Origin of the sequence: Nitratireductor sp. GZWM139 (assembly GCF_030068685.1) — a bacterium.
Lineage (GTDB): Bacteria > Pseudomonadota > Alphaproteobacteria > Rhizobiales > Rhizobiaceae > Nitratireductor > Nitratireductor aquimarinus.
Map to the genome: position 1 here is coordinate 81,688 of NZ_JAMQML010000001.1, position 21,721 is coordinate 103,408.

General features: G+C 63.5%; 25 protein-coding genes. 10 read left to right on the forward strand and 15 right to left on the reverse strand.

The genetic code is table 11. The features are described 5' to 3' along the window. Positions 1-6 precede the first annotated feature (6 nt). Positions 7-486, forward strand: a complete 480-nt coding sequence (locus tag NDI72_RS00340; RefSeq protein ID WP_113154483.1) for a F0F1 ATP synthase subunit B — start codon at positions 7-9, stop codon at positions 484-486. A gap of 164 nt (positions 487-650) precedes the next feature. Here the strand turns inward: NDI72_RS00340 and NDI72_RS00345 are convergent, their stop codons facing one another. Then, positions 651-1,391 (reverse strand): TetR/AcrR family transcriptional regulator, encoded by a 741-nt coding sequence (locus NDI72_RS00345; RefSeq protein ID WP_283799236.1) that lies wholly within the window; start codon positions 1,389-1,391, stop codon positions 651-653. Positions 1,392-1,461: 70 nt separating this feature from the next. Here NDI72_RS00345 and NDI72_RS00350 point away from each other — a divergent pair, with 70 nt between their 5' ends. Then, entirely contained in the window at positions 1,462-2,043 is a 582-nt protein-coding gene (locus tag NDI72_RS00350) for an NnrU family protein (RefSeq protein WP_283799237.1), read from the forward strand. Here the strand turns inward: NDI72_RS00350 and rnhB are convergent. The 8 genes from rnhB to NDI72_RS00390 form a co-directional block, all read right to left on the reverse strand. Beyond that, a complete protein-coding gene (rnhB, locus tag NDI72_RS00355; protein WP_283799238.1) occupies positions 1,969-2,712 on the reverse strand; it encodes a ribonuclease HII in 744 nt (247 codons plus the stop codon). The two genes, NDI72_RS00350 and rnhB, sit on opposite strands and share 75 nt — an antisense overlap. A 190-nt stretch (positions 2,713-2,902) precedes the next feature. Continuing rightward, positions 2,903-4,057 (reverse strand): PA0069 family radical SAM protein, encoded by a 1,155-nt coding sequence (locus NDI72_RS00360; protein ID WP_206554067.1) that lies wholly within the window; start codon positions 4,055-4,057, stop codon positions 2,903-2,905. 230 nt (positions 4,058-4,287) lie between these two features. Continuing rightward, on the reverse strand, positions 4,288-4,842 hold the full coding sequence (gene moaB / locus NDI72_RS00365; RefSeq protein WP_206554066.1) for a molybdenum cofactor biosynthesis protein B: 555 nt from the start codon (positions 4,840-4,842) through the stop codon (positions 4,288-4,290). Then, on the reverse strand, positions 4,820-5,719 hold the full coding sequence (locus NDI72_RS00370) for a 4-(cytidine 5'-diphospho)-2-C-methyl-D-erythritol kinase (protein ID WP_283799239.1): 900 nt from the start codon (positions 5,717-5,719) through the stop codon (positions 4,820-4,822). The genes moaB and NDI72_RS00370 overlap by 23 nt, the downstream gene beginning before the upstream one ends. A gap of 100 nt (positions 5,720-5,819) precedes the next feature. Next, positions 5,820-6,005, reverse strand: a complete 186-nt coding sequence (locus tag NDI72_RS00375; protein WP_113154490.1) for an NfeD family protein — start codon at positions 6,003-6,005, stop codon at positions 5,820-5,822. A gap of 84 nt (positions 6,006-6,089) precedes the next feature. After that, the gene (locus NDI72_RS00380; protein ID WP_206545825.1) at positions 6,090-6,965 is read right to left on the reverse strand and encodes a S49 family peptidase; all 876 of its coding nucleotides are present in this window, start codon (positions 6,963-6,965) and stop codon (positions 6,090-6,092) included. 82 nt (positions 6,966-7,047) lie between these two features. After that, positions 7,048-7,830, reverse strand: a complete 783-nt coding sequence (locus tag NDI72_RS00385) for a tRNA1(Val) (adenine(37)-N6)-methyltransferase (protein ID WP_283799240.1) — start codon at positions 7,828-7,830, stop codon at positions 7,048-7,050. Then, positions 7,823-8,056, reverse strand: a complete 234-nt coding sequence (locus NDI72_RS00390; RefSeq protein WP_283799241.1) for a putative signal transducing protein — start codon at positions 8,054-8,056, stop codon at positions 7,823-7,825. The genes NDI72_RS00385 and NDI72_RS00390 overlap by 8 nt, the downstream gene beginning before the upstream one ends. Before the next feature lie 171 nt (positions 8,057-8,227). On the opposite strand from NDI72_RS00390, the gene NDI72_RS00395 reads away from it, so the two are divergent. The 4 genes from NDI72_RS00395 to NDI72_RS00410 all read left to right on the forward strand — a co-directional run bounded on the left by NDI72_RS00395 (position 8,228) and on the right by NDI72_RS00410 (position 12,938). After that, positions 8,228-9,241: a polyprenyl synthetase family protein gene (locus NDI72_RS00395; protein WP_283799242.1), complete on the forward strand. Its 1,014-nt coding sequence runs from the start codon at positions 8,228-8,230 to the stop codon at positions 9,239-9,241. Positions 9,242-9,368: 127 nt separating this feature from the next. Further along, positions 9,369-11,426 (forward strand): tetratricopeptide repeat protein, encoded by a 2,058-nt coding sequence (locus tag NDI72_RS00400; RefSeq protein ID WP_283799243.1) that lies wholly within the window; start codon positions 9,369-9,371, stop codon positions 11,424-11,426. A gap of 117 nt (positions 11,427-11,543) precedes the next feature. Continuing rightward, positions 11,544-12,476, forward strand: a complete 933-nt coding sequence (locus NDI72_RS00405) for a glycine--tRNA ligase subunit alpha (protein ID WP_204360896.1) — start codon at positions 11,544-11,546, stop codon at positions 12,474-12,476. A gap of 78 nt (positions 12,477-12,554) precedes the next feature. Next, a complete protein-coding gene (locus NDI72_RS00410) occupies positions 12,555-12,938 on the forward strand; it encodes a VOC family protein (protein WP_283799244.1) in 384 nt (127 codons plus the stop codon). 24 nt (positions 12,939-12,962) lie between these two features. Here NDI72_RS00410 and NDI72_RS00415 read toward each other — a convergent pair whose 3' ends face one another. Further along, positions 12,963-13,160: a hypothetical protein gene (locus tag NDI72_RS00415; RefSeq protein WP_283799245.1), complete on the reverse strand. Its 198-nt coding sequence runs from the start codon at positions 13,158-13,160 to the stop codon at positions 12,963-12,965. Positions 13,161-13,301: 141 nt separating this feature from the next. On the opposite strand from NDI72_RS00415, the gene glyS reads away from it, so the two are divergent. Then, the gene (gene glyS, locus NDI72_RS00420) at positions 13,302-15,608 is read left to right on the forward strand and encodes a glycine--tRNA ligase subunit beta (protein WP_283799246.1); all 2,307 of its coding nucleotides are present in this window, start codon (positions 13,302-13,304) and stop codon (positions 15,606-15,608) included. A gap of 84 nt (positions 15,609-15,692) precedes the next feature. On the opposite strand, the gene NDI72_RS00425 is transcribed toward glyS, so the two are convergent. Both NDI72_RS00425 and NDI72_RS00430 read right to left on the reverse strand, forming a co-directional pair. Continuing rightward, the gene (locus tag NDI72_RS00425) at positions 15,693-16,106 is read right to left on the reverse strand and encodes a hypothetical protein (protein ID WP_283799247.1); all 414 of its coding nucleotides are present in this window, start codon (positions 16,104-16,106) and stop codon (positions 15,693-15,695) included. 99 nt (positions 16,107-16,205) lie between these two features. After that, positions 16,206-16,742, reverse strand: a complete 537-nt coding sequence (locus tag NDI72_RS00430) for a hypothetical protein (protein WP_206547234.1) — start codon at positions 16,740-16,742, stop codon at positions 16,206-16,208. Between the two features lie 161 nt (positions 16,743-16,903). Here NDI72_RS00430 and NDI72_RS00435 point away from each other — a divergent pair, with 161 nt between their 5' ends. Both NDI72_RS00435 and NDI72_RS00440 read left to right on the forward strand, forming a co-directional pair. Continuing rightward, a complete protein-coding gene (locus tag NDI72_RS00435; RefSeq protein ID WP_283799248.1) occupies positions 16,904-17,860 on the forward strand; it encodes an L-threonylcarbamoyladenylate synthase in 957 nt (318 codons plus the stop codon). Positions 17,861-17,896: 36 nt separating this feature from the next. After that, on the forward strand, positions 17,897-19,312 hold the full coding sequence (locus NDI72_RS00440) for an FAD-binding oxidoreductase (RefSeq protein ID WP_283799249.1): 1,416 nt from the start codon (positions 17,897-17,899) through the stop codon (positions 19,310-19,312). A 39-nt stretch (positions 19,313-19,351) separates the two neighbouring features. Here NDI72_RS00440 and NDI72_RS00445 read toward each other — a convergent pair whose 3' ends face one another. The 3 genes from NDI72_RS00445 to NDI72_RS00455 form a co-directional block, all read right to left on the reverse strand. Continuing rightward, positions 19,352-19,756 (reverse strand): MarR family winged helix-turn-helix transcriptional regulator, encoded by a 405-nt coding sequence (locus NDI72_RS00445; RefSeq protein WP_283799250.1) that lies wholly within the window; start codon positions 19,754-19,756, stop codon positions 19,352-19,354. A gap of 126 nt (positions 19,757-19,882) precedes the next feature. Continuing rightward, the gene (locus NDI72_RS00450) at positions 19,883-20,266 is read right to left on the reverse strand and encodes a DMT family transporter (protein WP_206993751.1); all 384 of its coding nucleotides are present in this window, start codon (positions 20,264-20,266) and stop codon (positions 19,883-19,885) included. 76 nt (positions 20,267-20,342) lie between these two features. Next, positions 20,343-20,663, reverse strand: coding sequence for a DMT family transporter (locus NDI72_RS00455; protein ID WP_283799251.1), 321 nt, complete (start codon positions 20,661-20,663; stop codon positions 20,343-20,345). Positions 20,664-21,154: 491 nt separating this feature from the next. On the opposite strand from NDI72_RS00455, the gene NDI72_RS00460 reads away from it, so the two are divergent. After that, positions 21,155-21,718, forward strand: coding sequence for a DUF6101 family protein (locus NDI72_RS00460; RefSeq protein WP_113154507.1), 564 nt, complete (start codon positions 21,155-21,157; stop codon positions 21,716-21,718). Positions 21,719-21,721: the final 3 nt, after the last annotated feature.

Here is a 21,721-nt window from a genome sequence, read left to right on the forward strand (position 1 = left end):
AAGGCCATGGACGCGACATTCTGGGCGTTTATTGCCCTGATCATCTTCCTGGGCGTTCTTGCCTACTTCAAGGTGCCGGGGATGATCAACGGCGCGCTCGACGGACGCGCCGAGCGCATCCGCAACGAGCTGGACGAAGCGCGCAAGCTGCGTGAAGACGCGCAGCAGCTGCTCGCCGAATACCAGCGCAAGCGGCAGGAAGCCGAGCAGGAGGCGCAGGACATCGTCAGCGCCGCCAAGCACGAGGCCGAGCTGATCGTCAAGGAAGCCAAGCAGAAGACGGACGAGTATGTCGCCCGCCGGACCGCTCTGGCCGAGCAGAAGATCGAGCAGGCTGAAGTGGATGCGGTCAACGAAGTGCGCGCAAGCGCCGTCGATCTGGCCGTGGAAGCAGCTCGCGCCGTTCTGGCCGACAAGGTGGACGCCAAGACCAGTGGCGATCTCTTCAAGGCTTCGCTTCAGGACGTTAAGGCGAAGCTGAACTGATCGGCTTTTCCAGACGAAATCTCAAAAACGCCGCCGGTTTCCGGCGGCGTTTTTGTTTGTGCGGAATTCTGAAGGGCGGTGGAGCGCTTTCCGGTCGGGCAGGTGCGGGAAGCGGATGCCTTCACAAGCCGTGCGCTCTCACCGGCTTACAGGCAGTAAATGCATCACGCGGGCGCGGGCTCATAGGGCACGTCCAGAAGCGTACAGAGTTCGCTCAGGCATTCCTCGAAGGCTGGCTCCATGTCCGTATAGGCGAAGGCCATCTGCCCGAACACTTCCATGCACAGATGCCCATAGAGGCGGATCCAGCATTTTAGAAAAACATGCGCCGCGTCGGGCGGCAGGATGTTCCCGTTCTTCTCGCTGAAGGCGATGAGCTGCTCCACCTGAACGGGGGGCATGTCGTCGAGGTTCGGAATGGGGAAACGCTGCGTCTCCCATATCTCGGCAACCTGTTCGAGAAACACCTCTCCAAATGCACCGCAGCTTGCCGCGTCATCGTAGAGGGGCGCGGCGGCATCGCCCTTCGCTTCCACGGGGCTTGCAAACAGCCAACCGAACTCGGCCGAATGATCAAGCGCCCAGCGCCGCAGGGCGCGGCATGTGGCCCCGAGACGGCGCGCAGGCGTGTCGGCATGTGGCAGTGATGCGGCCTGACGCATATGCGCCACCAGCTCGTTGAAGAACTCCCTGCGGAGCGCCTCGATGAGGGCCGCCTGGCTTGGATGGTAGCGGTAGAGGGCAGGGCCGCTCATGCCCATGCGGCGGGCGATCGCGTTGATGGTGACGGCAGCGCTGCCCTGCTCGACCAGCAGGGCGCGGGCGATGTCGTGAATCTCGCGGAATGTGGCGGCGCGCTGCATCTCCTTGCGGGTCAGCGTGGGGATATCGTCGGCAGGTTTCATATTGTCCGTTACAGATAATAATGTTGGTTATAGTATCTAACTGAACTGAGATGTGCAAACGGAGATACGCATGACCGTGCTGGTGGCTGGACTGGTGCTTTTCCTAGCAGTGCATTCGCTGCGGATCGTCGCGCCGGAGATGCGCGCCCGGGTGATGGCGGAGCGGGGCAAAAACGCCTGGCTGTTGCCCTATACGGCAGTATCGCTCGCAGGCTTTGCGCTCATCGTCTGGGGCTATGGGTTGGCGCGCATGGACCCGGTCTTTGTCTATGCGCCGCCGATTGCGCCGCCGATTGCGCTGCGGCATGTGGCGCTGCTCGTGCTTCTGCCGGTCTTTCCGCTGCTGATTGCCGCCTATGTGCCGAGCCGCATCAGGGCGGCAGTGGGGCATCCCATGCTGGTGGCGACCATCCTCTGGGCGCTGGCGCATCTGATGGCGAACGGCACGCTGGCCGATGTGATCCTGTTCGGCAGTTTTCTGGTGTGGGCCGTCATCGACTGGCGTTCGGCTCTTGCGCGTCCCGCCAGTTCGTCTGCGAAGGTTCCCGCCGGGTGGGCCGGGGATGCAGTGGCGGTTTTAGGCGGGCTCGCGATCTACGGCGTTTTTGTCGCCGGGTTCCATGAGTGGCTGATCGGCGTCTCGCCTCTCTGAGGAGGGCGAGGGCGCGTTCAGATCGCGCAGGGGCGTAAAGGTCATGCGGTGCAGGCGAAGCACTGCACCGTGCTCGGTGATCGCCGTGCGGTGCCGTTTGGTGCCATAACCCATATGGGCCTCGAAACCATATGGCGGGGCGATTTCGCTTGCCCGGCCCATCATGCGGTCGCGTGTGACCTTGGCGATGATGGAGGCTGCGGCGATGGACTGGCTGCGCTGATCGCCCTTGACGACTGCGCGTGCCGGGCAGCAGAGGCCAGGCGGTACATCGCGCCCGTCTGCAAGGGCAAAGAGCGGCGTTACGCAGAGACCGGCAGTCGCGCGACGCATGGCCTCAAGGCTCGCGCGCAGAATGTTGGTTTCGTCGATGCTGGTCGCGCAAAGGGAGGCGACGGACACGCTGACTGCCATGTCCAGAATGTTCTCATAGAGACGGTCGCGCGCCTCGGCGGAGAGACGCTTGGAATCGTCCAGCCCTTCGGGCAGGCGGTTGCCATCCAGAATGACGGCGGCGGCCACCACGGGACCGGCAAGCGGGCCGCGGCCTGCTTCATCCAGACCGGCGACAGGCGCCATGCCTTCGCGCATGAGTGCCGCTTCCATCTGGAAATCGGGACGAACGGGGAGGTCGAAGAGAGTGGGAGAATCGGAACGCGTACGAGCCATGGTGCGGCGATGCTCGCATCGGTTCCGATTCTCCGCAAGGTCTTCCCGGCGCAAGGGGCGGAAAAGCCGGGAAGCTTCCGTCGGCCCACGGGGATGCAAAGCCTGACGGGATTTCTGCGCCGCGCCCGAGCGCGGCGGTGTTCATGTGGGGAGGCGGGTCCGGTGGCGCTGCAATGGACGCAAGGGCGATCTACAGGAGCATGAGCTGCTCGCCTCCCGGTGTGGGCGGGGTGAAGAGGTCGCTCCTCAGCCGGCGCTTCTCCTGATTGAGGCCAAGCCGTTTGGCAGCGATCTCGAACCGGCGACCGATCTGCCAGGCATAGGGGCCGGCGCCTTTCATCCGCTTGCCCCACTGGGCGTCGTAATCCTTTCCGCCACGCATGGAGCGGATCAGCGAAACGACATGGCGATAACGATCGGGCGCATGGCGCAGCAGCCATTCCTTGAAGATGGGGCTCACCTCCAGCGGCAGGCGCAGGATGATGTAACCCGCCTCACGCGCGCCGGCGGTCGCTGCCGATTCCAGAATGCGCTCGATCTCGCAATCGGTGAGGCCGGGAATGACGGGGCCCATCATCACGGAGGTGGGGATGCCTGCCTCCGTCAGCGCGCGCACCGTTTCCAGCCGGCGCGACGGGGTGGCGGCGCGCGGCTCCATGGTGCGCGCCAGCTTGCGGTCGAGCGTGGTGACGGAGAGTGCGACCTTGGCCAGCCCCTGCTCGGCCATGCGGGAGAGGATGTCCATGTCGCGCATGACGAGCGCAGACTTGGTGACGATGCCGACCGGATGTTTGTGCGCCTCCAGCACTTCGAGAATCTCGCGCATGATGCGGTATTTCTTCTCGATGGGCTGGTAGGGGTCGGTGTTGGTGCCGATGGCGATGGTGCGCGGCTCATAGCCGGGCTTTGCGATCTCACGCTCCAGAAGGCGGGCGGCATCCGGCTTGGCAAATAGTTTTGCCTCGAAGTCGAGCCCGGCCGAAAGCCCCATATAGGCGTGGGTGGGGCGTGCGAAGCAGTAGACGCAGCCATGCTCGCAGCCGCGATAGGGATTGATGGACCGGTCGAAGGAAATGTCCGGCGAGCTGTTGCGCGTGATGATGGTGCGCGGCTTTTCCACCTGCACTTCGGTCTTGAAGGGCGGCAGTTCCTCGATGGAACCCCAGCCATCATCGAAGACATGCCGCGACACCGGCTCGTAACGTCCCGACGGGTTGATGCCTGCGGCACGACCGCGCCGGCGTTCGACATCGATGCGGATGCCGGACCGGTCGATCACCGTGTTGGCCACCGCGGCGCCACCGCCATTGAAGGCGGCCGTATCTGCTCTGGTCATCTGTTCCATGGGTCACTCCATGCCTGGGCGATGTGGCCGGCTTTCTGGAACGCGGGAACTGGCGGAAAGCGGAATCAGCATCGCTGCCGATGAATCTATTCCTATCGAACAAATGAGAACAAAGCAAGAACTTTAATCGGGGAACGGAACAGCCGTGTTTATCCACAGGCGTCAGGAGCCAGCATCCATGTGGATGCCAGCCTGGCTTGAAACAGGTTTTTGGAGAGGTGGGGTGCCGCTCAGGCGGACTTGCCGCCGCCGCGCTTCAGATGCTCGGCAAGTCGCGGCATGATTTCCACGAAATTGCAGGGCATGTGGCGGTAGTCGAACTGGTCCCTGAGGATGCCGTCCCAGGCATCGCGGCAGGCGCCCGTGGAGCCGGGCAGGGCGAAGACGAAGGTCTGGTCGATGAGGCCGGCGGTTGCGCGCGACTGGATGGTGGAGGTGCCGATCTTCTCAAAGGAGATGCGGTGGAAGACATGCGAAAAGCCGTCCATGCGCTTGTCGAACAGCGGTTCGAGCGCTTCGGGCGTCACATCGCGACCGGTGAAGCCGGTGCCGCCGGTGGTGATGACGGCATCGATGCCGGCATCGGCGCACCAGAGTTTGACGGCCATGCGGATGGCCTCGACATCGTCGGCAACGATCCTGCGGTCGGTGAGCGTGTGGCCCGCCTCCTCGATGCGTTCGGCAAGCGTCTGGCCGGAGCGGTCATCTTCGAGCCCGCGCGTGTCCGAGACGGTGAGAACGGCGAAGCGCACGGGGATGAATTCACGGGTGGGCGTGGTCGGCATCTGGCTGCTCCGCTGCAAGGGTTTCGGTTTCAAGGACGAACCATTCGGGATGTTCGCAGGCAAGGGCGCGCCGGGCGCGCGCTGCCGCATCCGCTGATGAGAAAATTCCGAAACAGGTGGCGCCAGAGCCCGACATGCGCGCGGTCAGCGCGCCGGCGCGCCTTAGAGCCCCAAGACCATCTTCGATCTGGGGCACGAGGCGGCGCGCCGGCATTTCCAGATCGTTGCGCGCGCCATCCAGCCAGCGGACGGCCGTTGCGGCGTCGGGCAGGTCCTCAAGGGCGGGAAGGGGAGCGTTGTCGCGCCGCTCAAGCGCTGAAAAGACTTCAGGCGTTGAGAGCGGAATGTTGGGGTTCACCAGAACGAGCGGCAGGGCGGGGAAGGCGGGGAGCGTTTCCAGAGCCTCACCGATGCCGCGCGCGATGAGGGGTTTGGAGGCAAGGCACATGGGCACGTCGGCCCCAAGCCGGAGGCCAAGGCGGATGAGATCGGTCTCGTTTATGGCGAGGTCCCAGTGGCGGACGAGCAGGCGCAGGGCCGCAGCCGCATCGGCGGAGCCGCCGCCAACGCCCGATGCAACGGGCAGGTTCTTTTCCAGATGGAGCCGCACCGGCGCGCGCGCATCACCGCCGAAGGTTTCGCGCAGGAGGTCGCGGGCGCGGGTGACGAGATTGCCGGACCCGATGGGCACATGAGCGGCGTAATGGCCCGATACGAAGAAATCGTCTTCCGCGCCGTCTTCCACTTCCAGAAGATCGCCATCGCCGGTGAAGGCCACGAGCGTATCGAGCAGATGAAACCCGTCCGCGCGTCTTCCGACGACATGCAGTGCCAGATTCACCTTGGCGGGCGCGATCATGCTGCCGTGTGGGGACATGTGAGGGGCCGGGTCCTGACCTTGAAGATGGAGGGAGCACCGGACCGAAAACATGGAAACCGGTTTTCAGTTATCCCGATGCTCTATCTGCATGAATTCTCTAGTCTTTGGGAACGCGATATTCGCCCGTCTTGGGATCGTACACCAGTGTTCCCATGCTGCCATTGGCCGCTTCCTTGCGGGCGCGGCGCGCTTTTGCGGTCACGCGTTCGGCCTCGCGGACGAATTTGCGATAGCCCACATAGGCCACAACGCCGACTGCGGCGAAGAAGATCAGTTGGGGCATTGTCGATCCTCCGGTTTCATGCCACCGAGTTTAGCGCATCCATTCGGACGCACAAAGGACGCTTTGATCCGGCGCGGCGCCGGGTCAAAGCCCGTAGCGACGCCACAGCGCCTGTTCCTCTGCTGCTTCCAGAAGACCGGAGGCTGCGTTGCCGGCAAAGGCCGCCCCGAGATCGGGCAGGCCGCCGGCGCTGCCGGCAATGCCAAGCTTGCGGCCGAACAGGCCACGCGGCTGGGTGATGAGGGCGAGTTTGGTCTTTTCGCCATAACGTTCCTTGAGCACCGAGCGCATGTCGCCGATGCCGTCCACAAGCCCCAGTTTCAGGGCGCTTTCGCCGGTCCAGAATGCGCCGGTGAAGAGATCGCCATCCTCGGCGAGCTTTGCGCCACGGCGTTCTTTCACCAGATTGATGAACGTGTCGTGGATTTCGAGCTGGAGCGATTTGAGGCGCTCCACGTCTTCCTTCTTCTCCGGCTGGAAGGGATCGAGGATCGCCTTGTTCTGGCCGGCCGTGTGCACGCGCCGCTCGACGCCGATCTTCTTGAGCATCTCCGGGAAGCCGAAACCGGCGGAGACGACGCCGATGGAGCCGACGATGGAGGAGGGATCGACGATGATCTCGTCGCCGGCAATGGCGATCATGTAGCCGCCGGAGGCCGCCACATCTTCAACAAAGACGAAGACCTTCTTGTCCTTCTCCGTCGCGAGATCGCGGATGCGGCGAAAGATCAGGCGGGACTGCACGGGCGAGCCGCCGGGCGAATTCAGCGAGATGGCGACGGCCGGCGCATCCGGCATGGAAAAGGCGCGCTCGATCACTGCGGCCGTGGTCGCCAGAGAAAGGTTCTGGCGAAAGGCGCTGCTCGACGGCATGATTGCGCCGGAAAGCCGGATCACGGGAATGGTGACCGTATTGCCGCGCAGGCTTTTGGGAAGAAGACGGCTGAAGAAGCGTCGCAAGGGCTCTGTTGCTCCAGATGGCAGGGATTACAACTCAAAAGCATGTAGGCATTTGCACGGGCCGTGCAATGGCGAAGCGCGCTCAATCACCAAAAAGCGCCGCCCGGCCATTGGTTAGCGCCTCGGCGCGTTCTGTCACCCGATCGTCGCGGTCGCGCAGGACAAGCGGTGGTTCCAGCGTGAGACCGGCGCGGTTTCCCTTCTGGGCGCGAATCAGAATGCGGATCGCGGGGCTCTCAGCCCGTCCATGCACCGGCACGATGCGCGCGCCGCCGAAACGGCCCTCCAGCGCGGCAAGAATTGCGGCGAGCGAGGCAGGGCGTGCGATCAGCGCCAGAAGCCCGCCCGGCGCGGTGATGGCGGCGGCGGTGCGCAGCCATGTCTCGAACAAATCGTCGGCCATCACATGCGCCGCCCGCTTCAGCGCATCGGGCGTGGCGCGGTCGCTGGCGCTGTTGAAAGGCGGGTTCATGACGACGCCGGAAAACGCATCGCGGCCAAGGCCTGCGGCTTCACGGGCCGTTCCGGTCAGCGTCACGTCGGCTTCGAGCACGGAGATACGGGTGGCAAGGGCGCTGTTTTTCGCAAGAGCGATGCTGCGGCGGGCGAAACCGGCCATCTCGGGCGCGTTTTCGACAAGGGTGATGCGCGTCTGCGGGCAGCGGGCGGCCACGGCAAAGCCGGCAGCGCCTGCGCCCGCGCCCAGATCTGCGACCGCACCGCTGAAACTGCCCGGAAGCGCGGACGCCACCAGCATCGCGTCCACGCCGGCGCGGTGGCCGCGCCGCACGGGCTGGACCAGACGGAAAGCGTCCCGATGGAAAGAATCGACGCTGCAGGCCGCGTCGGGAACCGTGTCAGTCATTGTCTCTGTTGCGCATCTCGTGTTCTATGCCCGCATCCTCAAGCAGCTGATGGGCCGCCTGACGGTCTTCCTCGTCTATCAGGATGCGCTTTGGCAAGATGCCGAGCGACCCTTCCAGAATGCTCATGTTCTGGTCGGCGACGAAACAGGCAATGCCCGCATCGCGCAGCAGGCTCTGGACGAAGGAAATGACGACGGGATCGTTGGTGCGGACAAGCTCGAACATGGTGCGACGTTGACAGTTTGCGCCACGGCTGTAAACGACTTCGTGAATAACCGGGGTTACCCCGCGCGCATTCGCCGCTTGCTCCCGTGGGGCAGGGGGAACTAGATTGCGTTGAACGTTTATGAGTTCCGGCTAAGAAGTTCCGGCCCTGCCGCAATTGGAGGACCATCTGTGGGTGTAGTATTGAATCTTGACGGCAAGCGCGGCGCCGCCTCCGTCGCCAGCCTCATGGAGCTGACCGCCGACGAGATGGCGCGTGTAAACGAGCTGATTCTCTCCAAAGCGGGCTCGGATGTGGAACTCATCCCCGAACTTGCAAAGCACCTGATCGATTCCGGTGGCAAGCGCCTGCGTCCGATGGTGACGCTCGCCGCAGCCCAGATGTTCGGCTATTCGGGCGAGGGACATGTGAAGCTCGCCACCAGCGTCGAGTTCATGCACACGGCAACGCTTTTGCACGACGATGTGGTGGATGAAAGCGATCTGCGCCGTGGCCGCAAGACCGCGCGCATGATCTGGGGCAACCAGGCAAGCGTTCTGGTGGGCGACTTCCTGCTCGGTCAAGCGTTCCGCATGATGGTTGAAGTCGGCTCGCTTGAGGCACTCGACATCCTGTCGACCGCCGCTTCGGTGATTGCCGAGGGCGAAGTGCTGCAGCTCAGCGTCGCCAAGAACCTGGAGACGACCGAGGACGACTATCTCGCGGTCATCAAGGCGAAGACGGCGGCCCTGTTCTCGGCAGCGGCGGAAGTTGGCCCCGTGGTCGCAGGCGCGACCCGCAACGACCGCGCCGCATTACGCTCTTACGGCACCAATCTCGGCCTTGCCTTCCAGCTGGTCGACGATGCGCTGGATTATGGCGGCAAGAGTTCGGACCTCGGCAAGAATGTCGGCGACGACTTCCGCGAGGGCAAGGTGACCCTGCCGGTGATCCTGAGCTATCGCCGTGGCAGCCCCGAAGAGCGCGCCTTCTGGAAGAGCGCCATCGAGGACAACCAGTGCGATGACGCGGCGCTGGAAAAGGCAATGACCCTGATGCAGAAACACGGTGCGATCGGCGACACGATCGACCGGGCGCGCCATTTTGGCGAAATCGCCCGCGATGCGCTCGCTCCGCTGGAGAATACACCGCAGAAAGACGCGCTCCTTGACGTGATCGACTTCTGCATCAGCCGGGTGACCTAAAGTAATTCTTGACGTTGAAGCGCTTCCGCAAAAAGGCCATGCTTGTCTGCAAGACGGGAAGGGATTCCCAGCGTCTTCGCTTTGGCGGAGGAACAAGAGACGAGGGCAGCATGCAGCGGGACGGTAAATGAGAAAGCGCATCAACTCGAGACTGTTGGCAACGGTTGGTCTGGCGGGATTTCTCGCTCTTGCGCCCCAGGCGGGGTCTGCCAAGGAAGGCGGGGCGGACGATCATGATCTGATCGCGATCTCCTCCTTCTCCGGCGCGTTCCTTGCCGCCAGAGCGGCGGAAGCCGACAATGATCTCGACAGCGCCATCGATTATTACGAGCGCGCGCTTTCCTTCGAACCCGACAATCAGGTGATCCAGCAGAGCCTGCTTCTCTCGCTGGTTTCGGAAGGCCGCTTCGAGGCGGCGCTTCCGCATATGCGTTCGCTTAAATCCGTGCCCGAGATCGAGCGCTTTTCGCGCCTCGGCCTTGCGGTGGATGCACTGCGCAATGAAAAATACGAAGAGGCCGGAGACTGGCTGAAGCTGGTTCTGGAATCGGATCTCGATCGGCTGATCACCTCCATCATGTCTTCATGGAGCAAGGTGGGCGAAGGCAATTCCGACGAGGCGCTGAAGGCGCTGGACGATCTGGAAGGGCCGGAGTGGTATCGCCTTTTCAGCACCTATCATGATGCGCTGATCAAGATGCAGAGCGGCATGAACGAAGAGGCGGAGAAGGCCTTCGACGCTCTGCTGAGCGACGTGGCGTCGGCATCCGCCGGCCCGGACACCTATATGCGCGCGGCTGAAACCTATGCCGCATGGCTCGCCTCGCGTGGCGAGAAGGAAAAGGCGCTCGCCGCGCTCGACAAGGGCGAGACCTATATTACGGGCCGCGCTGCGACGACCATTCTGCGTGAAAACATCGAGGCCGGCGAAGAGGTTGTCGTGCCGGTGGCCGATGCGCGCGCGGGTGCTGCCGAAATTCTCCTCAACATCGCGACCGCGCTCAACCGTGGCGGCGGCGAGCCCTTCGTAAAGCTCTATCTGAACTATGCGCTGGTGCTCACGCCCGACAATGACGACATTCTGATCCAGCTTGCTTCGCTCGCCGAGCAGCAGAGCGAGCCGGAAAAGGCCATCGCCTTCTATGAGCGGATCGGCGACGGGTCGCCCTGGCGGCGTCTTGCGGAACTGCAAACAGGTTTGAACCTGGCTGATCTCGACCGCCATGAAGAGGCGGAGACCTTTCTCAATACGGCAATCGAGCAGGATCCCGACGACATTCGCGCCTATCTGGCGCTGGGCCGCGTCTATGCGGTGCAGAAGGATTATGCATCGGCGGCGAAGGTCTATGACCGCGCGGTCGAGCGTGTCGAAGAGCCGGAGCGCGAGGACTGGAGCCTCTTCTACCAGCGCGGCATCGCCTATGAGCGACTGAAAGAGTGGGAGAAGGCCGAGCCGAATTTCTTCAAGGCGCTGGAGCTTTATCCCGACCAGCCGCAGGTTCTGAACTATCTGGGCTATTCCTGGGTCGACATGAACATGAAGCTGGAAGAGGGGATGAAGCTCATCGAGCGCGCGGTCGAGCTGCGCCCCAATGATGGCTACATCGTCGATTCGCTTGGCTGGGCGCATTACCGGCTTGGCCGTTATGAAGAAGCGGCAAGCGAGCTGGAACGCGCGGTGGCGCTGCGGCCGGAAGATCCGGTGCTCAACGACCATCTGGGTGACGCCTACTGGCGCACGGGCCGCAAGCTCGAAGCCACCTATCAGTGGGCGCATGCGCGCGATCTCGATCCCGAGCCGGACCTGCTGGCCGAGGTGGAGAAGAAGCTCAAGGACGGTCTGCCAGAAGAAGACGGGAAGCGCCTTGCCGAGGTTTCACCGGCGGACGCGGTGAAAACCGACGAAATCGCCACAGCCGAGGCTGCGCCCAATACGGCCCCTGCGCCTGAAACGGTGGAACCGGAAGCAGAGCCCGAGAGCGAGGCGAAGGCTCCCGAAACGTCGCAGAACGCTGCGACAGGTGGTGCGATGTACACCATCAAGCCCGGTGAGACGCTCTGGTCCATCGCTGTCGACCAGCTTGGCGATGGCGAGCGGTTCCGCGATATTCTGGCGGTCAATCCGGCGCTCAAGAGCAATCCCGACCTGCTCAGGGCAGGGCAGGAAATCCGGCTCCCGGACTGAGTTCGTGTCCTCCGCGCCTTGACGCTTGCCGGGGCGCGGAATAGGACGAGCCGGCATCCACCCCGGAGAAGCCCGGAATCCACCCGGAGAAGCATTGTGAACGCCCCCAGCACCGACCTGCCCAACACGCACCCCACGCGCTCGTTTCAGGGCCTCATTCTGACCCTGCACAATTACTGGGCCTCGCATGGCTGCGTCATCCTGCAGCCCTACGACATGGAAGTGGGCGCGGGCACGTTTCACCCGGCCACGACGCTGCGCTCGCTCGGCCCGAAGCCGTGGAACGCGGCCTATGTGCAGCCTTCGCGCCGCCCGGCGGATGGCCGCTATGGCGAAAACCCGAACCGGCTGCAGCACTATTATCAGTATCAGGTCATCCTGAAGCCGAACCCGTCCAACCTGCAGGAGCTCTATCTCGGCTCGCTGGAGGCCATCGGCCTCGACATGGCGACGCATGATGTGCGCTTCGTGGAAGATGACTGGGAAAGCCCGACGCTCGGCGCATGGGGCCTTGGCTGGGAGTGCTGGTGCGACGGTATGGAAGTGTCGCAGTTCACCTATTTCCAGCAGGTCTGCGGCATTGAATGCGCGCCTGTTGCCGGCGAGCTGACCTATGGTCTGGAGCGGCTGGCCATGTATGTGCAGGGCGTGGACAATGTCTACGACCTCAATTTCAACGGCCTGGAAGGCGACGCCAAGGTGACCTATGGCGACGTGTTCCTGCAGGCCGAGCAGGAATATTCGCGCTTCAACTTCGAATATGCCGACACGGACATTCTGTTCCAGCACTTCAAGGACGCGGAGGCCGAGTGCCGTGCGATCCTGGAGGCGGGTGCGCCGGCGGAAGCGGGCAATCTGCACAAATGCGTGTTCCCGGCCTATGATCAGTGCATCAAGGCGAGCCATGTTTTCAACCTGCTCGATGCGCGCGGCGTGATCTCTGTGACGGAGCGCCAGAGCTACATTCTGCGCGTGCGCGAGCTGGCCAAGGCCTGCGGTGAGGCCTTCCTGCTCACCGATGCCGGCGGCGCGGAGAAGGCAGCGGCCTGATCAATCTCCTTTGGCGAATGATGAAGCGGGGCGTATCATGGATGCGCCCCTTTTTCATTTGGGCCAACGGAGGAGATCATGACGCAGCATGGCCATTTCCACTGGAACGAACTGATGACCCGCGACGCGGAGAAGATGAAAAGCTTCTACGCGGATGCGGTGGGCTGGACCTTTGACGACATGGACATGGGCAACGGGCAGACCTACTGGATCGCCATGGTTGGCGAAACGCCGGTGGGTGGCATGTTCACCATGGCCGGTCCGGATTTCGAGGGCATCCCCGAATACTGGATGTCCTATCTCTCGGTGGATGACGTGGATGCCGCCCTTGAGAAAGCGAAGGCAGGCGGCGCATCGGTGATGCGCGAGCCCTTCGATGTGCCGGGTGTTGGCCGCATCGCCATTCTGCGCCAGCCGGGTGGCGCGGTGATTGGCTGGATGACGCCTGTCGACATGAGCTGAAGCACCGGTCCGGACAAAAGACCGTCAGGCGCGGCCGATCAGGCCTGCAAGATGCGTGGCGTCGGCCGGAGCGGCCATGGCGCAGAGTTCCATTTGCTGTGTCGAAAGGGTCTGCAGGGCGCGGCGTATGCCGGAGGGGCGTTCGCTGCTGCCGGGCACGGCCTGAATGGTCAGGCAGGCGCTGAGCGCGATTGAATGCAGGAGCGTTGAGGCGGTTGTCATTGTCTTCGTCCGGGGTGTGAACTGATGCAGGTCAGTCGCGCTGCGGCACGAAAAGGTTCATTCCCGGGTCGTGGCGGGTGACATTGGCGGGCGGAGTTGCTATTGCCGCACCCAATACAGTCCGCTTTTCAGAGATCCCAAATGCCCGATCTTCTTCTCGAACTCCGCTCCGAGGAAATTCCCGCCCGCATGCAGCGCAAGGCTGCCGGCGATCTGAAGAAGCTGGTGACAGACGGTCTCGTGGATGCCGGTCTCACCTATGAGGCGGCGACCGAATACTGGACGCCGCGCCGGCTGACGCTCGACATTCGCGGCGTGACCGCCCGCTCGAAGGATGTGCGCGAGGAGCGCAAGGGCCCGCGCACGGATGCGCCGGAAAAGGCGATCCAGGGCTTTCTGCGTGGCGCAGGGCTTTCCTCCATCGATGAGGCCGAGGTTCAGACCGACCCCAAGAAGGGCGATTTCTATGTTGCGGTGATCCAGAAGAAGGGCCGCGCGGCCGAAGAGATCGTCGCCGACATCATGCCGGGCATCATCCGCAATTTCCCATGGCCGAAATCCATGCGCTGGGGTGCGGCTTCGGCAAAGCCCGGCAGCCTGCGCTGGGTGCGGCCGCTTCAGTCCATCCTGTGCACCTTCGGTCCTGAGACCGAGGAGCCGGTGGTGGTCGATTTCGAGATCGACGGCATTCGCGCCGGCAATGTGACCCATGGCCACCGCTTCCATGCGCCGGACGCCATCACGGTGCGCCGTTTCGAGGATTACGCGGAGAAGCTGGAAGCGGCGAAGGTCGTGCTCGATCCCGACCGCCGCAAGCGCATCATTCTCGATGACGCACGCAATCTCGCTTTCGCCAACCGGCTTGAGCTGGTGGAAGACGAGGGGCTTCTGGAAGAGGTTTCGGGCCTCGTGGAATGGCCCGTGGTGCTGCTGGGCGAATTCGAGGAAGACTATCTGACGATCCCGCCGGAGGTTATCCGGCTGACCATCCGCGCCAACCAGAAGTGCTTTGTCTGCCGCCCGCAGGGCGAGACGGACACGCTTTCCAACCGCTTCGTCATCACCTCGAACATCGAGGCGAAGGACGGTGGCAAGGAAATCGCCTATGGCAATGGCAAGGTGGTGCGTGCGCGCCTTTCCGATGCGCTCTATTTCTGGAAGACCGACCAGGCGGACCTGCCGGATCTCGGCAAGCTTGAGGCCTCGGCCAAGAAGTTCGGGCTTGATCTGGCAAAGCCGCTCGACCAGCGCATGGCGCGGCTCGACCATCTGGGCGTGACTTTCCATGCCAAGCTCGGCACGCAGGGCGAGCGCGTGGCGCGCATTGCGGCGCTGGCGGAGGGAATTGCGCCGCTGGTGGGGGCCGATCCGGCAGAGGCCGTGCGCGCGGCGCATCTGGCCAAGGCCGATCTCCAGACCGAAGTTGTGGGCGAGTTCCCGGAGCTGCAGGGCTTCATGGGCCGCAAATATGCGGGCCTTCAGGGCGAGAGCGATGCGGTGGCGGCGGCCATTGAGGATCATTACAAGCCGCAGGGACCGAACGACGCCGTGCCGACCGATCCGGTCTCCGTCGCCGTGGCGCTGGCCGACAAGCTGGACGTGCTCACGGGCTTCTGGACCATCGACGAAAAGCCGACGGGCTCGAAGGATCCCTATGCGCTGCGCCGTGCGGCGCTGGGCGTGATCCGCATCATCATCGAGAACAAGGTCGATCTGTCGCTCATCGAGGCTGCGAACCCGGTCTGGCTGGAGCATTTCCGCACGCTTTACGGCCACGCGGCCAGCCAGTTCCTGGCGAAGGTCATGGAGATTGGCGGTCAGTTGAGCCCGGATTCGCTGAAGGTGATCCTGCAGCAGATCGCGGAAGACGAGCGGGCGAATGTGGAGCGCAACGCCGCGACATGGGCGGCGGGGCTGAACGACCGCGCCGACGATCTGCTCTCCTTCTTCCATGACCGTTTGAAGGTTTACCTGCGCGATCAGGGCGCGCGCTACGATCTGATCGACGCAGTGATTTCGGAAGACAGCGACGATCTGCTTCTGATCGTGCGTCGCGTGGAAGCGCTGTCGGAATTCCTCGCCACCACCGATGGCGAAAACCTTCTGGCCGGTGCAAAGCGCGCGGCAAACATCGTCGCTGATGCGGAGAAGAAGGGCACGACCATCGCCGATACGGTGGATGCGGGCCTTTTTGCAACGGATGAGGAGCGGGCGCTGTTCGACAGTCTTGAAGAGCAGGAGCGCTTCGCCGGCGAGGCCATCGCGGAGAATGACTATGTGAAGGCGCTGTCGTTCCTTTCGGCGCTGCGCCAGCCGGTCGACGCCTTCCTTGACGGGGTGATGGTCAATGCGGATGACGAGGCCGTGCGGGCAAACCGCCTGGCGCTGCTCGCCCGCATTCGCAGCGCGACGGCCCAGGTGGCCGATTTCTCCCGGATCACCGGGTAAGAGGATCGCTGCGCCCCGTTCGGGCGCATGAGAGATGATTGAACATGGGGCCGGGAAGCGGATTTCGCTTTCCGGCCCTGTTCTTTAGGCGAAGACGTAAACCGCCAGCGCCACTGCCAGATAGGAGGCGAGGCCTGCCAGCGGCCCGAGCTTCTGCAGATAGGCGGGCGGGGGCGTGCCGGGCGAGGCGCGCTTCACGGCCACGAAGCCGAGAATCGCGACCACCAGAATGAAGCTTGCCGCCAGAAGCTTTAGGACGAAGGCGGTGCTCATCAGTGCGCCGTCATACTGGACGAGCCACATCCACAGGCCGGTGAGCCACAGGAGCACGACGCCGATCATCGTGATGAGGGTGAAGCGCGGTCGCAGCGCCAGAAGGCCCTGCGGCGGCGCGCCATCGGAGCGTTTGGCCTGGATGGCCACCATCATGCCCCCCATGCCGCCGGCAGCCCCCAGCATGAGGCCGAAAAAATGCAGGATTTTCATGAAGGTCAGCATGGGAAATTTCTCCGAACAATGTTGCGCGGAGGGTGCGTTGCGGCGCGCGCAAGGTCAAGCCGGGCTTAAAAACCCATCCTGACAGCCTGATGGCAGGAACTATTCGGGGCGGCCGAGGGGCTGACCGGAAGGCGGCGCTGCGGATGGAGGTGCTGCGGCAGGCCCGTTGTCTGCTTTCGTCCCGGCACGCCGTTTTGCCTTGTGCCGGCGCTCTGGCGCAGCGGGCGTGGCCTGTTCCGTCTTTCGAGGTGCGGAAGCAGCGCGCGGTGCAGCCGGACCGGTCTCGCCGCCGCGGATCACCCTTGGCAACTGGCGCGGTCTCTGCGGAATGGAAGACGTGGTTTCGCCTGTCGCCGGCCCAAGCGAATGCGCGGGCGCGCCGATGTCGACCATGGAAGGGGAGAGGTGGTGAGGCGCTATCTCCGGCATGGCGCTCAGGGCAGGGCCGGGATAGGAGAGCGGTGGCGTATCCGGTGCGGGCTGCCGTTCTTCCAGCGCAAGCTCCTTGAGCGCGATGGTCGAATGCTGGTGCAGATGATCTTCGGATTTCAGCTCAAGAAGGGATGAAGCGCGAACGTCGCCAGCCGCGACAAGCAGCATGGTGACAAGCAGTGGCTTCACGAGCCCTGATCGCATTCTTCTCCCCCAGTCATTGGCGGTTTATGGCGCGCATTTCATTTCGCCTGACCACTCAAACGCGAAATCCCTTAAGATTCAGCAAACTCGCTTGCCGGCGAACTTGCCCGCCATGGGCAGGCGCGATACTCAGCAGAGGGATTTTTATGAGGATCTGGTGCTTGGCTGATATCCTGCCGGAGAGTGAAGCCCTGTCGCGGGCGGTCGAATTGTTGCGTGAGGGAGCGGCCATCGCCATCCCCACGGAAACGGTTTACGGGCTGGCCGCCGACGCCACCAATGGCGAGGCGGTGGCGCGCATCTATGAAACCAAGGGGCGCCCGCAGTTCAATCCGCTGATCGCCCATGTGGCGGACATCGCGATGGCCGAGCGTATCGCCGATTTTAATCCGCTTGCGCGCAGGCTGGCCGATGCGTTCTGGCCGGGGCCGCTGACACTGGTTCTGCCGCACCGCGCGGGATCGGGCATTCATCCACTGGTGACAGCGGGGCTCGACACGATTGCGCTGCGCTGCCCCAGAGGGTTCGGCGCGCGCGTGATTGCGGCGCTGGACCGGCCTGTCGCAGCCCCCAGCGCCAATTCATCCGGCCGCATCAGCGGCACCACGGCGCAGGCCGTTGCGGCCGATCTGGGCGCGCGCATTCCGCTGATCGTGGATGGCGGGCCGACCCCGGTGGGGCTTGAATCCACCATTGTGAAGGTTTCGGATGACGGGATTGCGCTGTTGCGGCCGGGCGGCATTGCGGCAGAAGAGATCGAACGCGTTGCCGGTCTTCAGCTCGCGCGCGGAGCAAAGGGGGTGCAGGCTCCGGGCATGCTCGCATCGCATTATGCGCCGAGCGCCCATATGCGGCTCAACGTGACACAAGTGGAGCCGGGTGAGGCGCTTTTGGCCTTCGGTCCCCGGCGAGTGGCGGGCGCGGAAACTGCGGTTTCGCTGCGCAATCTCTCCGAAAGTGGAGATCTGCGGGAAGCCGCGACCAATCTTTTCTCCCATCTTCTCGCGCTGGACAGTTCGGGCGCTGCCACAATCGCTGTGGAGCCGGTGCCCCTTGAAGGGCTGGGCGAAGCCATCAATGATCGCCTGGCGCGCGCTGCCGCGCCCCGTGACAGCTAATTAGAGACAGCCAATTCCTGAGGAACCCATCCATCCATGACCATCGATGCCGCACTGCTCGCCCGCTTTTCAGAAATCGTCGGTGAGCGCCATGCGCTGACCGCCCCGGACGAGATCGCGCCCTATGAGGAGGAGCCGCGCGGCCTTTTCGGAGGCAAGACGCCGCTTGTGCTGCGCCCGGGTTCCGTGGACGAGGTGAGCGCCATTCTGCGGCTGGCCAGCGAAACCGGCACGGCGGTGGTGCCGCAGGGCGGCAATACGGGTCTTGTGGGCGGTCAGATGCCCGATGGCGATGGCAATGAGATCGTTCTCTCGCTTTCGCGTCTCAATCAGATCCGCGAGATCGATTTGCAGTCCAACACGGCCACCGTGGAGGCAGGCGTGGTTCTGCAGGTGCTGCAGGAAGAAGTGGCGGAGAAGGATCGCCTGTTTCCGCTGTCGCTCGGCTCGCAGGGCTCCTGCCAGATCGGCGGCAATCTCTCGTCCAATGCAGGCGGTGTGGGCGCGCTCGCCTATGGCACGGCGCGTGACCTCTGCCTCGGCGTGGAAGTGGTGCTGCCGAGCGGCGAGGTGTTCGATGATCTGCGCAAGCTCAAGAAGGACAACACCGGCTACGATCTGAAAGACCTGTTTGTCGGCGGGGAGGGCACGCTCGGCGTTATCACTGCGGCGGTGGTGAAGCTCTTCCCCATGCCCAAGGGGCGGGAACTGGCCTGGGCGGCGCTGCCTTCGCCAGCCGATGCGCTGCGCTTTTTCGAGATGGCCAATGACCGCGCCGGCAACGGGCTCACGGCATTCGAACTCATCGAGCGCACGCCGCTGGCGTTCACGCTGGCGCATGTGCCCGGCGCTGTCGATCCGCTGGAAGAGGCGCATCCCTGGTATGTGATGATCGAGATTTCGTCCGGCCGCTCCGCCGACGACGCCAAGGAACTGATGGAAGAGATCCTGACCGTCGCCTTCGAGGAAGGGCTGGTGGTCGACGCGGCCATTGCCCAGAACGAAGGGCAGGCCAATGCTTTCCGCCATCTGCGCGAGTCCATGTCGGAGGCGCAGAAGCCCGAGGGCGGTTCCATCAAGCACGACATTTCGGTGCCGGTCTCGGACATTCCCGCATTCATCGAGCGGGCAGGACCTGCCGCACAGAAGGTCGCGCCGGGCTGCCGCGTGGTCTGTTTCGGCCATATGGGCGACGGCAATCTGCACTACAACATTTCGCAGCCGGAGGGCGGCGACAAGCAGGCCTATCTGGCGCTCTACCGCGAGATGAACGACGCCATCCACGCCATTGTGCGCGATCTGAACGGTTCCTTCTCGGCGGAGCATGGCATCGGGCGCATGAAGCGCGACGAACTCGTCGCCACGCAGCCGGCCATCGCCACGGAGCTGATGCGCCGGGTGAAGGCAGCATTCGACCCGGCTGGCATCATGAACCCGCACAAGGTGATCTAGGGGGCGGGTAAACGAGAGCGGCCTGAGGGGCAGGCGCGCCTATCTGGCGGGTATTGCGGCAAGCATGCCTTCAAGGCCGCTTTCCTTCAGGGCGCTGGCGAGTGCGGTTTCGTAATCGGCCCGGGCCTCTTCGAGCCGCGCCTCACCCTTTTCGGTGATGACGGAGAAGACGCCGCGCTTGTCGTCTGCGCAGACGTCGCGAACCGTCAGGCCGGACCGCGCCATGCGCTCCACCATGCGCGAAATCGAACTCTGGTTGAGCTGAAGATGGCTCGCCAGATCCTGCATGCGCAGTTCGCGATCCGGGGCCTTCGCCAGCGCCTGAAGCGCGCGGTATTCGGAAACGCCAATGCCGTGCTTGCTCGTCAGCATGCGGGCGATTTCGCTTTCCACAGTGCTGACTGTGTGGACCAGGCGGAGCCAGGCATCGCTTGAACTGGGCATGGCTTGGTCTCCTGCGGGCGGTTGGCTGATGGTGAAGCAGATGTATGCGCATGCAAAATCTGTTTCAAGCCGCTCTCCTGTCGATATGCGCTTCCCTCGGCTTTGGCTGGGCTTTCGGACCGATGATCAGCCTGCGGCGGTCTGTTCGCCGGCAAATCTGGGACTGTCAGCGAGCTTGAGCCAGACCACGCCGCCGATGATGACGGCGAGCCAGCCGATCTGGCCGAGCGTGAGCGGCTGGTCGAGAAGCAGGCTGCCGAAGGTTGCCGCGCCGACCGCGCCAATGCCGGCCCAGACCGCATAGCCGATGCCGACATCAATGGTCTTGAGAGCCGCGCTCAGAAAATAGAGCGTCAGCAGGAAGAAGATGATGGCAGCGATCGACCAGGACGGGACCGTGAAGGCCTGACTGCCGCCGACGCTGAGGGCGTAGCCGATCTCGAATGCGCCGGCCAGCAGCAGCATGATCCAGGCGCGGGCGTTGCCCGTGGTTTTGGTGTGGGTGGTCATGGGGAGTTTCCTTGAGGCGATGGGCGGGACGGCAAACGCGCCAATCCGCCGAGTGAGGGGAGGGCTTTCCGATGCTCTATGCCGCGCCGGTGAGGCGCAGGCCGACAACGCCGCCAATGACGAGGAGAATGCCAAAACCCTTCTTCCAGTCGAGCCGCTGGTTTAAGAAGAGTGCGCCGATCACGACGATGCCGACGCCGGCAACCGAGGTCCAGATCGCGTATCCCACGCCCACGTCGAAGGTGAGCAGGGCGAGGCTCAGGAAAAACGTGGCGATGGCGCCGCTGATGAGCGTGGCGGCGGTCCAGAATGGCTGGGTGAAGCCCTGCGCCCTGCCAGCCGATATGGCGACGGCGACTTCAAAGATGACGGCGATGCCGAGATATAACCAGTGCATGAGGGGATTCCTTTCGAATTGAGCGGTTCGGGGCATGGCGGCGATGCGTGGACTGGCTGTTTCTCGCAGTCGTGATTCCAGTTCAGGCAGGGCCGGGTGGTTGGCTTCCATCTAGTTGCATGCGCATACATATTGATTTGCACAGATGGTGTCAATTTATTTGCTTGCGCATGCAATTAAATGGTGAGCAGGCAGGCTTTCTGACGCAGCGTGAGGGCTCTTGCGGGCACTTGCGGGTGCCGAAACCCAATGCGCCACCCCTTGTCTTTCGGGCCTTTGGGCAATGCCGTTTACGTTCCGGTGACGGGACTTTCCAGACCGTTACACCCGGTTGGAAATCGCTAACCAATTGTAAGGTCAGCAAAATTTAACTGACTTTCTAAGCCTGCCGGTAACGGGCCATCGCTAGAGTGCATCCCATAACGAGGTCGAAAACGACCCGGTGAGAGAACCGGAAAACCGGCTCTCAGGAGTGACAGGAAGGCAAAGACATGAACGGTGGGCTTAAGCCAGTCTGGGCGGGCCGCGCGATGCGGCTCGACCCTTTTCATCTGCCGCAGGCGGTGAGCTATGCGTCGCATGATGCATTCGGTGAGGTGTCCTTCACCATCAATCAGCGTGGTGTGCGGATGCGGCGTCTGCTCAGCCAGAGCGGCCTGCCGGTGACCTTTGCGCTGCCGCCGCGCGCATTTCGTGGCGTGGCCGCCCGCGCCATGGAAGATGATTTCGGTGACGTGACCGTCACGCTCGAATTGCACCATTCCGATCCGATGCTGTGCGTGCCGCTTCTGGTGGCGGACGATCTGGACGATGTGGCCGCTGACTGGCGCGCCTGGTCCGAAGCGCTTGGCCTGCCCATGCTCATGATCGAGGATGATGGTCTTGCCCATGCGCTTGAAGAGAGCATTGGGGAAGTGAAGGCCGCGCCGCCGCAGGAGCGCCGTCAGGGCCGCCCGGTGCGTGCGCGCCGCCCGCGCTTTCTCGCCCGCCGCAAATGCGGAAGCCTCGGTGTGCGCGTGGTTGTCGGGGGCGACGAGATCATCGCCCGCGACTGAACC

Bases quoted from the DNA above. Each gene is read 5' to 3' on its own strand.
- NDI72_RS00390 (WP_283799241.1), bottom strand. From the start codon at position 8,056: ATGTTCGAGCTTGTCCGCACCAACGATCCCGTCGTCATTTCCTTCGTC.
- rnhB (WP_283799238.1), bottom strand. From the start codon at position 2,712: ATGGCTCGTACGCGTTCCGATTCTCCCACTCTCTTCGACCTCCCCGTT.
- NDI72_RS00455 (WP_283799251.1), bottom strand. From the start codon at position 20,663: ATGCACTGGTTATATCTCGGCATCGCCGTCATCTTTGAAGTCGCCGTC.
- NDI72_RS00425 (WP_283799247.1), bottom strand. From the start codon at position 16,106: ATGCTGACCTTCATGAAAATCCTGCATTTTTTCGGCCTCATGCTGGGG.
- NDI72_RS00430 (WP_206547234.1), bottom strand. From the start codon at position 16,742: ATGCGATCAGGGCTCGTGAAGCCACTGCTTGTCACCATGCTGCTTGTC.
- NDI72_RS00410 (WP_283799244.1), top strand. From the start codon at position 12,555: ATGACGCAGCATGGCCATTTCCACTGGAACGAACTGATGACCCGCGAC.
- NDI72_RS00460 (WP_113154507.1), top strand. From the start codon at position 21,155: ATGAACGGTGGGCTTAAGCCAGTCTGGGCGGGCCGCGCGATGCGGCTC.
- NDI72_RS00375 (WP_113154490.1), bottom strand. From the start codon at position 6,005: ATGCCCCAACTGATCTTCTTCGCCGCAGTCGGCGTTGTGGCCTATGTG.
- NDI72_RS00415 (WP_283799245.1), bottom strand. From the start codon at position 13,160: ATGACAACCGCCTCAACGCTCCTGCATTCAATCGCGCTCAGCGCCTGC.
- NDI72_RS00370 (WP_283799239.1), bottom strand. From the start codon at position 5,719: ATGTCCCCACACGGCAGCATGATCGCGCCCGCCAAGGTGAATCTGGCA.
- moaB (WP_206554066.1), bottom strand. From the start codon at position 4,842: ATGCCGACCACGCCCACCCGTGAATTCATCCCCGTGCGCTTCGCCGTT.
- NDI72_RS00450 (WP_206993751.1), bottom strand. From the start codon at position 20,266: ATGACCACCCACACCAAAACCACGGGCAACGCCCGCGCCTGGATCATG.
- NDI72_RS00350 (WP_283799237.1), top strand. From the start codon at position 1,462: ATGACCGTGCTGGTGGCTGGACTGGTGCTTTTCCTAGCAGTGCATTCG.
- NDI72_RS00385 (WP_283799240.1), bottom strand. From the start codon at position 7,830: ATGACTGACACGGTTCCCGACGCGGCCTGCAGCGTCGATTCTTTCCAT.
- NDI72_RS00400 (WP_283799243.1), top strand. From the start codon at position 9,369: ATGAGAAAGCGCATCAACTCGAGACTGTTGGCAACGGTTGGTCTGGCG.
- NDI72_RS00440 (WP_283799249.1), top strand. From the start codon at position 17,897: ATGACCATCGATGCCGCACTGCTCGCCCGCTTTTCAGAAATCGTCGGT.
- NDI72_RS00445 (WP_283799250.1), bottom strand. From the start codon at position 19,756: ATGCCCAGTTCAAGCGATGCCTGGCTCCGCCTGGTCCACACAGTCAGC.
- NDI72_RS00340 (WP_113154483.1), top strand. From the start codon at position 7: ATGGACGCGACATTCTGGGCGTTTATTGCCCTGATCATCTTCCTGGGC.
- glyS (WP_283799246.1), top strand. From the start codon at position 13,302: ATGCCCGATCTTCTTCTCGAACTCCGCTCCGAGGAAATTCCCGCCCGC.
- NDI72_RS00345 (WP_283799236.1), bottom strand. From the start codon at position 1,391: ATGAAACCTGCCGACGATATCCCCACGCTGACCCGCAAGGAGATGCAG.
- NDI72_RS00360 (WP_206554067.1), bottom strand. From the start codon at position 4,057: ATGGAACAGATGACCAGAGCAGATACGGCCGCCTTCAATGGCGGTGGC.